Annotated in this window: 6 protein-coding genes; 5 read left to right on the top strand and 1 reads right to left on the bottom strand. The window is 75.4% G+C overall.

The features are described 5' to 3' along the window. Window positions 1-187 precede the first annotated feature (187 nt). The 5 genes from AB0L33_RS22220 (at window position 188) to AB0L33_RS22200 (ending at window position 12,777) form a co-directional block, all read left to right on the top strand. On the top strand, window positions 188-1,609 hold the full coding sequence (locus tag AB0L33_RS22220; protein ID WP_365684010.1) for a HEAT repeat domain-containing protein: 1,422 nt from the start codon (window positions 188-190) through the stop codon (window positions 1,607-1,609). Between the two features lie 101 nt (window positions 1,610-1,710). Then, complete coding sequence (locus AB0L33_RS22215) at window positions 1,711-5,340, top strand: hydantoinase B/oxoprolinase family protein (protein ID WP_365684009.1); 3,630 nt, start codon at window positions 1,711-1,713, stop codon at window positions 5,338-5,340. Between the two features lie 70 nt (window positions 5,341-5,410). After that, window positions 5,411-6,937 carry a hypothetical protein gene (locus AB0L33_RS22210; RefSeq protein WP_365684007.1) on the top strand — a complete coding sequence of 509 codons (1,527 nt, stop codon included), beginning with the start codon at window positions 5,411-5,413 and terminating at the stop codon, window positions 6,935-6,937. A gap of 58 nt (window positions 6,938-6,995) precedes the next feature. Continuing rightward, on the top strand, window positions 6,996-7,916 hold the full coding sequence (locus AB0L33_RS22205) for a hypothetical protein (protein WP_365684005.1): 921 nt from the start codon (window positions 6,996-6,998) through the stop codon (window positions 7,914-7,916). 58 nt (window positions 7,917-7,974) lie between these two features. After that, on the top strand, window positions 7,975-12,777 hold the full coding sequence (locus AB0L33_RS22200) for a hypothetical protein (protein WP_365684003.1): 4,803 nt from the start codon (window positions 7,975-7,977) through the stop codon (window positions 12,775-12,777). Window positions 12,778-12,798: 21 nt separating this feature from the next. On the opposite strand, the gene AB0L33_RS22195 is transcribed toward AB0L33_RS22200, so the two are convergent. Then, window positions 12,799-13,251, bottom strand: a complete 453-nt coding sequence (locus AB0L33_RS22195; RefSeq protein WP_365684001.1) for a hypothetical protein — start codon at window positions 13,249-13,251, stop codon at window positions 12,799-12,801. Window positions 13,252-13,556: the final 305 nt, after the last annotated feature.

The following is a 13,556-nucleotide window of genomic DNA, read 5'->3' as shown; positions in this document are numbered from 1 at the left end:
CATGACGTCGCGGGCCCGATCCGGGTCACCCGACGAGAGGCAGAGGAAGATGCTCTACACCAGGCAGAAGACGGCGGTCGGCGAATCATGTTGCTGCGCGGCCTAGGGCTCGCCCCAGTGCTCGTCCCGGAGCACGTGGAACTGCACAGTCCCGGTTGTGTCGACAGCTTGATGTGAGGCTTTCCCCATGTTCGATCCGTTCATAGCGCCGAGCGGCACCCTGCTCGGCCTGCTCCAGAGAGGCCGCGGCGACGGCACGCTCCACGCGCTCGCCGCACCGCGCTCCGAGGCCCTGGCGGCTCTTAACCACTGCGTCCTGAGCGACCCCCGCCACGACTGGCAGGTGGAGAACCGCTCCCTGTACTACGCGCGCCTCTACCTCGACCTCGACGGCGGGGTCGAGGAGATCGAGCGGCACCTCACCGACCCCGAGGACCACCTCGACACCGAGGACTCGCGGACCGGCCTAGCCCTCTCCGTCCTCGGTCACCTCGCCGCCTACGGGCGCGGCGACGCCCTGGCCCTGCTGCGGCGCTACGCCGCGACCGGCTCCAACTGGGCCTGGGCCCTGGACGAGCTGGCCCTGCGCGACGACGACGCCGGACTCCGCTCCCTCGCCGAACCCGTCCTCGCCCGCTTCCCCGACGACCCCGAGGGCCGCGCCGAACTGGCCGCGACCGTGCGCGACGCCTACGAGCCCCGCCCCTGGCGGCTCTGGGCCGACGACCCGCGCGAGGGCGTCGGCGCCCGCGTCCGGGCCGCGTCCGAGCAGGGGTCCTTCGACCGCTGGCAACGCCAGATGCGCCCGGGCGGCCCCCGCCCCGGCTGGAGCGTCCAGGCGGTCTTCGACTGGGCCCAGCAGGGTCTTGAGCGCGGCAGTGTGCTCCACGTGCCCGCCGCCCGCTGCCTCGCCGCCGTCGCGGGACCCGAGGACCGGACCGGCATCATCGCCGCCGCCCGCAGCGGACCCGACGCCGCCCGCTGCGCCGCCCTCCACTATCTGGCCGCCGAGGTCCGCGACCCCGTCGTGCTCGACCTGATCGAGACCGCCGCCGCCGAGCCCCGGGGCACCGTCGCCGACGCCGCCGTCGCCGCCTTCGAGCGCATGTGCGGCGAGGACGCCGTGGAGCGCGCCCGCCGCTGGGCCCGCAGGCCCGACGCGCTCGGAGCATCCGCCGCCGGAGTCCTGGCCGGACGCGGTGGCCCGCAGGACGCCCCGGCGGTGCTCGGCGCGCTGCGCGACGCCGTGCGCGGCGACGGCCCCGACGCGCCACGGCTGTGGGCGCTCGTGGACGGCGCCGGCCGCCTCGGCATCGCCTGCGCCGCACCCGTACTGCGCCACATCTACCGGGAGACGTCCTCCTCGCAGCTGCGCGGCCGGACCGCCCGGGCCCTCGCCGCCACCGACCCGTCCTTCGCCACCGGATTCGCCGTCGAGTGCCTGTGGGACTGCGAGGAGACGACCCGCGAGATCGCCGCCCGGCACGCCGAGACCGGTGACCTGCGCGTCGCCGAGCGGCTGCGCCGCCTGGCCGCCGACCCCGCCGAGGAGGCCGAGGTCCAGTCGGCGGTACGCAGCAGGATCGGCCCGGACGCCCCGGCGGTCTGACCGGCGGGAGCACCCCGTAACACCCCAGGAGTGATGCGCGTCGGGGGCGCGCCGCTCCCGCCCTGTTCCGCGATCACCGGACGGCGGGCCAGTATGGGGGCATGACCGGGCGCTGGGAGTTCTGGATCGACCGTGGCGGCACCTTCACCGACGTGGTGGGGAGGCGCCCCGACGGGCAGCTCGTCACCCGCAAACTCCTCTCGCACGACCCGGACCGCTACCGCGACGCCGCCGTCGCCGGCATCCGGCTGATGCTCGGGCTCGGACCCGACGAGCCGGTTCCCGCCGACCGGGTCGCCGCCGTCAAGATGGGCACCACCGTCGCCACCAACGCCCTGCTGGAGCGGCGCGGCGAACCGACCGTCCTGGTCGTCACGGAAGGCTTCCGGGACGCCCTGCGCATCGCCTACCAGAACCGCCCCCGCCTCTTCGACCGCCGCATCCTGCTCCCCGAAGCCGTGTACGACCGGGTCATCGAGGTCCCCGAGCGCATCGACGCCCACGGCCGCACCGTCACCCCGCTCGACCGCGAAGCCGCCGCCCGACTGCTCCGCGAGGCCCGCGCGGACGGGCTGAGCAGCGCGGCCGTCGTCCTGATGCACGGCTACCGCCACCCGGCCCACGAGCAGGCGGTCGCCGCCGAGGCCAGGGCCGCCGGCTTCACCCAGATCAGCTGCTCCCACGAGGTCAGCCCGCTGATCAAGCTCGTCCCGCGCGGCGACACCACCGTCGTGGACGCCTACCTCTCGCCGATCCTGCGCCGGTACGTCGACTCGGTCGCCGCCGAACTCCCCGGCATCCGGCTCATGTTCATGCAGTCCAACGGCGGCCTGCGCGAGGCCGCCCACTTCCGCGGCAAGGACGCCGTCCTCTCCGGACCCGCGGGCGGGGTCGTCGGCATGGTCCGCACCTCCGCCCAGGCCGGACACGACCGGGTCATCGGCTTCGACATGGGCGGCACCTCCACCGATGTCTCGCACTACGCGGGCGAGTTCGAACGCGAACTGGGCACCGAGGTCGCCGGGGCCCGGATGCGCGTCCCCATGATGAACATCCACACCGTCGCGGCCGGCGGCGGCTCCGTCCTCCACTTCGACGGCCGGCGCTACCGGGTCGGCCCCGACTCCGCGGGCGCCGTCCCCGGACCCGCCTGCTACCGCCGGGGCGGCCCGCTGACCGTCACCGACGCCCAGGTCATGCTGGGCCGCATCCGGCCCGCCCACTTCCCCGCCGTCTTCGGGCCGGACGGCGACCAGCCGCTCGACGCGGACGTCGTGCGCGAGCGCTTCGAGGAACTGGCCGAGGAGGTCGCCCGGGCCACCGGCACCAAGCGGACGGCGGCCGAGACCGCGGCCGGCTTCCTGGAGATCGCGGTCCTCTCCATGGCCAACGCCGTCAAGAAGATCTCCGTGCAACGCGGCCACGACATCACCCGCTACGCCCTCACCGGCTTCGGCGGCGCCGGCGGCCAGGCCGTCTGCGCGGTCGCCGACGCCCTCGGCATCGACACCGTCCTCGTCCCGCCGCTGGCCGGGGTGCTGTCCGCGTACGGCATCGGGCTCGCCGACGCCACCGCCATGCGCGAGCAGTCCTTCGAAGCCGCCCTGGACGCCGGCTCCGAGACCCGGGTGCGGGAACTGTGCGACGAGCTCGCCGCCCGGACGAGCGCCGACCTGCGCGCCGACGGAGTGCCCGCCGACGCCATCACCACCCGCGCCCGGGTCCTGCTGCGCTACGAGGGCACCGACGCGAGCCTGCCCGTCGCCCTGGACACGGCCGCCGCCATGACCGACGCCTTCACCCGCGAGCACCGCGCCCGCTACGGATTCACGGCGGACCGGGGGCTCGTCGTGGAGACCGTCTCCGTCGAGGCCACCGGGACCGCCGGCGGCCACGCCGAGATCCGCCCGGCCACGCGGGACGAGGGCGCCCCCACCACACCCCGCCCGCACGACACCGCCCGCATGTTCGCGGAGGGCCACTGGCAGGAGGCCCCGCTCCACCGCCGGGACGACCTGAGGGCCACCGACGTCGTCACCGGCCCCGCCGTCATCGCGGAGGCCGACGCCACCACCGTCGTGGACCCCGGCTGGCAGGCCGAACTCGCCGCCACCGGCCACCTCGTGCTCACCCGCGCCCGCCCCCGCCCGGCCCGGCAGGCCGTCGGTACCCAGGTCGACCCGGTGATGCTGGAGGTCTTCAACAACCTCTTCATGTCCATCGCCGAGCAGATGGGCGTGACCCTGGAGAACACCGCCCGCTCCGTCAACATCAAGGAGCGCCTCGACTTCTCCTGCGCGCTGTTCGACGCCGACGGCAACCTGATCGCCAACGCGCCCCACATCCCCGTCCACCTGGGCTCCATGGGCGAGTCGATCAAGGAAGTGCTCCGGCGCAACGCCGCCACCATGCGCCCCGGCGACGTCTACGCCATCAACGATCCCTACCACGGCGGCACCCACCTCCCCGACGTCACGGTCGTGACACCGGTGTTCGACACCACCGGCGACGGGCCGGTGCTGCGCTTCCTGGTGGCCTCGCGCGGCCACCACGCCGAGATCGGCGGCATCACCCCCGGCTCCATGCCCGCCTTCAGCCGGACCGTGGACGAGGAGGGCGTGCTCTTCGACAACTGGCTCCTGGTCCGGGACGGCGTCTTCCGCGAGGACGCCACCCGCGACCACCTCACCACCGCCCCGTACCCCTCCCGCGACCCGGAGACCAACCTCGCCGACCTGCGTGCCCAGATCGCCGCCAACGAGAAGGGGATCGCCGAACTGCGCGCCGTGACCGAGCAGTTCGGCACCGAGGTCGTGGACGCCTACATGGGCCATGTGCAGGACAACGCCGAGGAGTCGGTGCGCCGCATCGTCGCCGGGCTCGGCGACGGCCACTACCGCTACGAGACGGACAACGGCGCCGTCATCGAGGTGACCGTCACCGTCGACCGCGAGGCCCGCGGCGCCGTCATCGACTTCACCGGCACGTCCCCGCAGCAGCCGGGCAACTTCAACGCCCCGAAATCCGTGGTCATGGCCGCCGTGCTGTACGTCTTCCGCACCCTGGTCGCCGACGACATCCCGCTCAACAGCGGCTGCCTGAACCCGCTGGAGATCCGGATCCCCGAGGGCTCCATGCTGGCGCCCGTCCCGCCCGCCGCCACCGTCGCCGGCAACGTCGAGACCTCCCAGGCGGTGACCGGCGCGCTGTACGCGGCCCTCGGCGTCCAGGCCGAGGGCTCCGGCACCATGAACAACCTGACCTTCGGCAACGACCGCGTCCAGTACTACGAGACCGTCGCCAGCGGCTCCGGCGCGGGCGAGGACTTCGACGGCACCGACGCCGTCCAGACCCACATGACCAACTCCCGGCTCACCGACCCCGAGATCCTGGAATGGCGCTACCCCGTCCTGCTGGAGAGCTTCCGGGTGCGCGAGGGCAGCGGGGGAGCGGGCCGCCACCGGGGCGGCCGCGGGGTCGAGCGCCGCATCCGCTTCCTCGAACCGGTCACCCTCGCCCTGCTCACCGGACACCGCCGGGTGCCCCCGTACGGCATGGCCGGCGGCGGGCCCGGCGCCCTCGGCAGCCAGCACATCGAACGCGCCGACGGCGGCCGCACCACGCTTGCCGCCTGCGACAGCGCGGACGCCGGAACGGGCGACGTGCTGGTGCTGCGCACGCCCGGGGGAGGCGGCTACGGGCAGCCCGGCGGGGAGCACGAGGGGACCTGACCGGTCCGCCGGGAGCGGCCCTTCTGCGCCGTTTCGACCGTTGTCGGTGCGAGGACCTAATCTGTGCACCGTGACTTCGCCTGCCTACACGGACAACGCTGCGCCCCAGCTCAGCGCGGGGCCGCGGCCCGCACCGGGCCCGGCCGCCGACGAGGGGCTGTCCCGGCGGCTGCGCGCGCTCGCCTGCACCGCGCCGCTGCACGACCTGGACGCGCGCAAGGCGAACCTCGCCGGTGAGTACAGCGGCTACGCGATGGCCGAGGTCGCCCTCGCCGCGATCGACCACGTCACGCTCAACATGGACTTCGACACCGGCGCGGACCACGACCAGATAGTGACCAGGCTCCTCCCGCGCGTCGCCGCCCAGGCCCCCGCCCGCCCCGCCGCCGAGCACGAACGGGTCGCCCGCTGGGTCCTGGAGAACCTGATCAACGTCGGCAGCGTGGACCGCGGATTCCGTGCGGTCTACGGCACCTTCGGGCCCGACGGCGTCTACGTCCGCCGCGACTACGACTTCAAGCTGATCGAGGAGGTCCCCGGGCACGGCGGCAGCGTCTACCTCAGGGCCACCGACGAGGCGGTCAACGTCCTGGTCGGCGCCCTCGACACCGACGTCACCAGCGCCCAGATCGCCGCCGAGGTCAAGCTGGAGGTCCTGATCAGCCGGGGCCGCCTCGCCGACGCCCAGCTCGCCGCCGAACAGGCCCGCTACCGGACCGTTCAGTACGCGGAGACGCTGCGCAAGACGCTCGACGCCACCCGGCGCAACGTCCGCGCGGTCGACTGGCTCAACGCCGTGCCCGACATGATCGCCGAGGCCCTGGACCACGTCGCCGACCGCTACCGCCACGAGAACGCGATCCTCACCAACATCCGCAAGGCCCGGGACGAGGCCGAGGATCCTGAGCACAAGCGCCGCGCCGCCGAGCTGGTCGACATCGTCAAGGACTGCATCCGCCGCCACACCCAGCTCCAGTCCCGGCTGCTCGAAGCGGGACCGCTCTTCCGCGCCGAGCAGGACCGCCAGGCCTTCGCCGCCCCCGCCACCCGCACCGGACTCGACCTGTACGGACAGCTCCTCGGCCCGCTGCTGCCGCTCCCGGTCGAGCAGGCGAGCCGCGCCACCGACGCCTTCTTCGCCCACGGCACCGGCCTGCGCACCCCGGTCTCCGTACGGGTGGGCGACCTGGTCGACCTGCTCCTCAGCCCGCCCCCCGCCCGCGAACACCTCGGCGCCGAGATGCCCGAGCCGGACCTGATCGCCACCCCGGACGACAGCCGCTTCAGCGAGGAGCAGCTGGCCGCCGCGATGGAGCTCCTCGACCTGGAGCACGACGCGCCGCGCCGCCTCTCCGGCCTGCTCGCCGACGCCCGCCTCCGCGACCCCGACCTGCCCTACCTGGTCGCCCTGCTCGCCGTGCACGCCGCGAGCCCCCCGGTCGGCACCGCCTACCGCCAGGGCGAGCGCCGCCTGCTGTTCTCCGTGGACGACGGCACCCCACTGGACGACGAGGAATTCGGCGGCGCCGACCTGATCGTCGGCACCGCCCTGCTCGACGCCGCCGGCATGGCGGCCGACCGTACGGAGGCGCCGTGAAAGCCGCGCGTCCCCGGACCACCTTCCACAGCACGTACCGCACCGAGGAGCCAGTGTCGTGAGCGACCCCCGCGCAGAGCACGCCGACGCGTGGAGCGAGCCCGCCGACCGGCCCGCCCCCGGCTACGAACCCGACCGCCCGGCGCCCGCACCCGCCGCCGTCACCCCGGCGGACGCGGCCGACGCCGCCCGCCTCGTCGCCTTCGGCCTCCAGCCCAAGCTCCTCCCCGCCCGCGACGCGGAATACGCCGAACTGCTGCGCCGCTACCGGGACGACCCCGCCTTCGCCCGGCTCTCCGACGCCGTCGCCACCGGCCTCGGCCTCATCGTCCTGGAGGTCTCGCCCCGGGCGGGCATGGCCGTCACGGCGGGGGAGGACTCCGTCTTCGCCGTCCGCATGGGCGACTACGCGCGCCGCGCCTCCTCGGACAGCGCCGACCGCTTCCTGCACGGCCTCGCCCACCTCGCCGTCGCCGCCATGGCCTTCCCGCGCCCCGAGGACCTGGCCGACGACGCCTACATCGGCCGGATCACGGTCAACGGCGTCGACGCCTTCGTACGCCAGGCGTGCGACCGGCTGGAGCAGCGCGCCGAGGAGCAGGGCGACAACACCGACCCGGCCAGCGACGCCCCGGGCCTGGAGGCCGGCTGGCGCGTCTACGCCCGGCGCAGCGCCACCGGCGCCACCAAGGACGCCCGCCGGCTCGCCGGCTCCACCACCGGCATCATCGGCAAGGCCGTCGCCTTCCTCACCGACTCCGGCTTCCTCCAGCGCACCGGCGACGACGCCGGAGGCACGTACCGCACCACCGCCCGCTACCAGCTCCAGGTCCGCGACATGGCCGGCACCGCCGCCATGGCCGAACTCCTCGACCTGGGCGTCGTGCCCGTCACCGACGGGAGCGCCACGCTGCTGCCGCCCCCGGACCCCGACGACCTGGAACTGGCGGCCGACGCGGGCCTGCCGTTCCACGGCTGACCGCCCGCCCGTCACCGACGCCTTCCCCCCGCTCCCAGAACGACGAGAGTCCGCCGCCATGTACGAGCTGTCCCGGGTCCGCCTCTACTCCATCGGACCGGCCGGCGCACGCTACGCCGACACCGTGCTCGACCTGCGCGGAGTCGGCGAGCCCGTGCCCCGCCCCGCCCCGGCACAGGCGGAGTTCTTCGAGGAGGAGCCGGTCGGCCCGCCGCGCCGCCCCGCCCCCGCGGGCGTCCTCTTCCTGGAGAACGGCGGCGGCAAGTCCGTCCTGCTGAAGCTCATCTTCTCGGTGATGCTCCCGGGCCACCGCAACACCCTCGGCGGCGCCAGCTCCGGCGTGCTGCGCAAGTTCCTGCTCGCCGACGACTGCGGCCACGTCGCCCTGGAGTGGCAGCACACCCGGACCGGCGAGTGCGTGGTCGTCGGCAAGGTCAGCGAGTGGCGCGGACGCCAGGTCTCCAACGACCCCCGGAAGTTCGCCGAGGCGTGGTACTCGTTCCGGCCCGGACCCGGGCTCGGCCTCGACTCGCTGCCCGTCGCCGAGTCCACCGCCGTCGGCCGCCCCGCCGAAGGCACCTCCGGCGCCCGCGGCCGCCGCCGCACCATGAAGGGCTTCCGCGACGCCCTCACCGAGGCCGGGAAGTTCTACCAGCACCTGGACGTGCACTGGGAGGAGATCCACGACCGCTGGAACGAGCACCTGGGCGACCTGGGCCTCGACCCCGAACTCTTCCGCTACCAGCGCGAGATGAACGCCGACGAGGGCGAGGCGGCCGGTCTCTTCGCGGTCAAGAAGGACTCCGACTTCACCGACCTGCTGCTGCGCGCCGTCACCGACACCCGCGACACGGACGGCCTCGCCGACCTCGTCAGCGGATTCGGCAACAAGCTCGGCCGCCGCGCCGAACTCACCGCCGAACGCGACTTCACCGCAGGCTCCGTCGACCTCCTCGGCCGCATCGTGGAAGCCGCCGGCAACCGCGCCCGCGCCCGCGACATCCACGCCGGGTCCGAGCGCCGCACCCGCACCCTCGCCCGCCGCCTCTCCGCCCGCGCCGGTGAGGAGCGCGGCCGCGCCGCCAAGCTCGCCCAGCAGGTCACCGCCGCCGCCCACACCGTCACCGGCGCCGAGGAGACCCGCGGCCGCTGTGCCCTGATCGCCGCCGAACTCGCCTACCGGCACGCCTCGCTGGCGCTCACCGCCGCCGAGAAGAGCGCCGCCGCCCAGCGCCGCGAACTCGGCGACGCACGCACCCTGCACGCCGCCTGGCAGGCCGCCGAGGCCGTCCTGCGCCACCGCGCCGCCGCCGACCGCTCCGCCCGCGTCGCCGCCGCGATCCGGGAGGCCGAGCGCGACGCCGCCCCCGCCCTCGCCGCCCGCGCGAGCGCCGCCGCCGACCTCGTACGGGCCCTGCACACCGCCGCGGAGGCGGGCGAGAGCCGGGCCAACGAGGAGGAGGAGCGCTCCGACGCCCTCCAGAGTGCCGGTGAGGCCGCCCACCGGGACGCCACCACCGCCGCCACCGAGGCCCAGCGCGCCCGCAGCGAGGCCGGCCACCTGCGCCAGCGCCTGGCCGAGGTCGAGCAGGAGACCGCCGAGGCCGTCCGGGCCGGCTGGCTGGACGACACCGCCCCGCACGCCGACCCGGCAAGGGCCGCCCTCGCCGCCAACGACGCCGAACAGGCCGCCGTGGCCGCCTGGGACACCGCCCGCGAGGCCGCCGGAGCCGCCGCCGACCGGGCCCGCCAGGCCACCGCCGACGAGTCCCGCGCCGAACTGGCCGCCGCCCGCGCCGCCGACGCCGCCCGGGCCGCCGAGCAGGCGTACCAGGCGGAGCTCGGGGCCGCCGACTCGATCGCCGCCGAACCCCGCCTCGCCGAACTGCTCGGACTGTCCGCGGACCGGACCGGCGCGGTGCCCCGCCCCCGGCAGGCCGCCGCCGGGACCGGCCGGACCGCTGACGCCCAGCACGGGCACGACGAGGGGCCCGGCCCCGCACCGGCCACCCCGGACGGAGCGGAACCCGCCCCGCACGGCGCGTCCGCCGCCACCGCGGCCCTTCCCGGGCCCGCCGGTCAGGCACTCACCGCCGACGAGTTCGACCGCGCCGCCGACGAGCTGCGCGACCTGCTCGACCAGAGCGTCGCCACCGCCGAACGGCGCCTGTTCGAACTGCGCACCGCCGCCGCCGACGACGCCCGCATCCTGGGCGCGCTGGGCGACGGCGGCCTCCTCCCGCCGAGCCCCGACGTCCTGGCCACCGTGGAATACCTCGGCGAACAGGGCATCCCCGCCCTGCCCGGCTGGCGCTACCTCGCCCAGGCCGTCGACCCCGCCGACCACGCCGCCGTCCTCGCCGCCCGCCCCGAGCTCGTGGACGGCGTCGTCATCACGGACCCCGACGCGCACGCCCGCGCCCGTGACGTCCTCGGCGCCGCCGCCCTGCTGCCCCGGTCCGCCGTCGCCGTCGGCACCGCCGCCGCCCTCCTCGCCCCCGTGCCCGACCCCGGCACCGGCGCTTCCGGCGCGGACGACGGCGTCTTCCTCGTACCGCCGAACCCGGCCATGCACGACGAGCACGCCGCCGACGAGGAGCGCCAGGCGCTGCGCAGCCGGGCCGCCGCCCGCGACGAGGACATCCGCGTGCTCGCCGCCCGTCTCGGCGCCGACCGCGCGCTCGCCGCCCGCATCGGCTCCTGGCGCGCCGACTGCCCGCCCGGCATGCTCGCCGAGCTCGCCGAAGCGGCCGGCATCGCCCGCACCGCCGCCGAGACCGCCGAGTCCGCCCTCGCCGAGGCCCGCACGGTCCGCGCCGAGGCCGACGAGGCCGCCGCCGACACCGCCCGGGTCCGCGAGGAGCGCCAGGAGGCCGCCCAGCGCGCCCGCCGGGCCGCCGACGCGCTCGCCGGACTCGCCTTCCGGCTCCGCGAACGGGCCGGCTGGCAGGCCAAGCTGCGCGAGCTGACCGACGAGGCGGCGGAGTGCGAGGCCCGCGCCACCGTCTTCCTGGAGCGCGCCCGGGCCGCGGACGAGGACCGCCGCGCCGCCCAGCGCGCCGCCGACGACGCCCGCCGCACCGCCCGCGCCCTGCGGGTCGAACGCGCCGAGATCGCCGGCGCCCCCGAACACCTCCCCGACCTCGGCGAGGACACCCCGCGCCAGCCCCTGCCCGCCCTGCGCGAGGCGTACCGGGCGGCGTCCCAGCTGTACGAGAAGGTCGGCGTCGGCGCCGACCTGCGCGCCGAGCAGGCCCGCGCCGAGAGCGACGAGAGCGCCGCCCTCGCCGAGCTGGACCGCCTCACCAACAAGGTCCGCACCCGGGCCGCCCAGCTCCTGGAGGGCACCGACGGTGCCGACGGCCCGTCCCGGCAGGCCGCGGCCGCCCGCGCCGAATCCCTCGTCCAGCTCCTGGAGACCCGGGCCTCCGCCGCGAGCGAGCAGCTGGGCCGGCTGCGCGGCGAGGCCGAACGCCTGGCGCCCGCCGACGGCGAGAGCCTGCACACCGAGCTGCCCGAGGACCGGGTGCCCGCCGACGCCGAACAGGCCCAGGCCCTGCTGCGTACCGCCACCGCCGAGCTGGCCGCCGCCACCGCCGCGCTGGACACCGCCCGGGCCGCCCACGCCGAGCTGCTGCACGCGCACCGCGCCGCCGAGGACGCGGCGGGCGGCTTCGACGACACGGCCGCCCTGCTGCGTGACCTGCTCAGGGACCACGGCTCCGAGGACGAGCCGGAGGACCCCGAGGCTTACGCGGGCAGCCTGGAGGAGGCCCGGCAGTCCGCCGCCGAGGCCCGCCGCTCGCTGCGTGGCTGCGCCGCCGACCTCTCCGCCGCCGAAGCGGCCGTCCGGGAGGCGAGCGACGTCCTCGTACGCCACGCCAACTCCACCCGCTACGAGCAGGTCCGCACCCCGGCCCGGCAGCAGATCCGCGAACTGCCCGCCGCCGCGCTCCCCGAGCACGCGGAGAAGTGGGCCGCCGCCTTCGCGCCCAGGCTGCGCGTCCTCACCGACGAGCTGGCCCAGCTGGAGCGCAACCGCGACTCCATCGTGGACCGGCTGCGCGGCCTGGTGGAGTCCGCGCTCACCACCCTCCGCTCCGCCCAGCGCCTCTCCCGCCTCCCGGAGGGCCTGGGGGAGTGGTCCGGGCAGGAATTCCTCCGCATCCGCTTCGAGGAGCCCGACCAGGCCACCCTCACCGAACGGCTCGGCGAGGTCGTCGACGAGGCGACGCGGGCGGCCCTCCGGAAGAACTCCGACCTGCGCCGCGACGGCATGTCACTGCTGCTGCGCGGGGTCGGAGCGGCCCTGGAACCCAAGGGCGTCGCCGTCGAGATCTTGAAGCCGGACGCCGTGCTGCGCGCCGAGCGCGTGCCGGTCGGGCAGATGGGCGACGTCTTCTCGGGCGGACAGCTGCTCACCGCCGCCATTGCCCTGTACTGCACGATGGCCGCTCTGCGCAGCAACGACCGGGGGCGCGACCGCGCGGAGCACCGGCACGCGGGCACGCTGTTCCTGGACAATCCGATCGGCCGGGCCAACGCCACCTATCTGCTGGAGCTCCAGCGCGCTGTGGCCGACGCGCTCGGCGTACAACTGCTGTACACCACGGGCCTGTTCGACACGACGGCGCTGGCGGAATTCCCGCTGGTCATCCGGCTGCGCAACGACGCGGACCTGCGCGCCGGGCTGAAGTACATCAGCGTCGAGGAGCACCTGCGCCCCGGGCTGCCGCAGCAGGACCCCGGCAGCGAGACCGTGCACGGCGAGATCACCGCGACGCGCATGTTCAAGCGCGGCGCCCCGGCGCCCCGCACCCCGGACGCGTCCGAGACCATCGAGGAGACCCGGGCTCCGTAGCGCCAGGGCCCCCGGGCGCGGTCAGGCCCGCGAGAGTCGGTCCGCGCCCCGGTGCTCCATCCGCGTCGCCTCCCGCTGCGCGGCGCGGGCCTCACGCCGCGCCCGGCGCCGCTCCCGGCGCAGCCGCCGGGCCGAACTGCTGGGCTCGGAGACCACCCCGTGGCGCTGGTTCCACACCTGGCGGGTGACCCAGACGTCCAGCACCGCCCAGGTCGCGACCACCGTGCTCGCCACCGCGCTCAGCACCATTGGGAAGGAGAGCCAGGACCCCGCCAGCGCGGTGAGGAACGCCACCATCGCCAGGATCATCGTCAGCGACATGACGAGCACCGCCCGCACCGCCGCCGTCCGCACCGGATCGGGCATCCGTCGCCGCGTCGCGGGCTCCTCCACCCAGAGCGGCTGCCGGGGAACGTCCCACGGCCCCCGCGCACCCGTGTCCCCCACCGCGCCCTCACGCTCCTGTGTGTCCAAGGCCGTTCACTCCCACCGCTGTCCGACTTCAGGGTTGCTGCCCGGCATACACCCTTTCTACGCGGCCGGTCCGTCCCGTCCGCCCGAGCCCGCCCCGTTGGTCCCCCTACCCCCGTACAGACAGACGAGTGGTCAGCGGTGAAGATTCCTCCCAGGTGTCACGAAACGAAGAATTCCAGCCAACCGGGACGTGAAGGAACCTGCCAAGCCCCGGGGCCTCTTCTGTCGCTTTCGTGAATTTCATCTCGCGGAATACCGGGACAAGCCATGGTCAACTCCCGGTAACGCGGCCGAAAATCGCCCGG

The organism is Streptomyces sp. NPDC052299 (assembly GCF_040679335.1).
Classification (GTDB): Bacteria; Actinomycetota; Actinomycetes; order Streptomycetales; family Streptomycetaceae; genus Streptomyces.
Note: the sequence above shows the minus strand (reverse complement) of the source record. Positions and strands in the feature narration are given on the sequence as shown.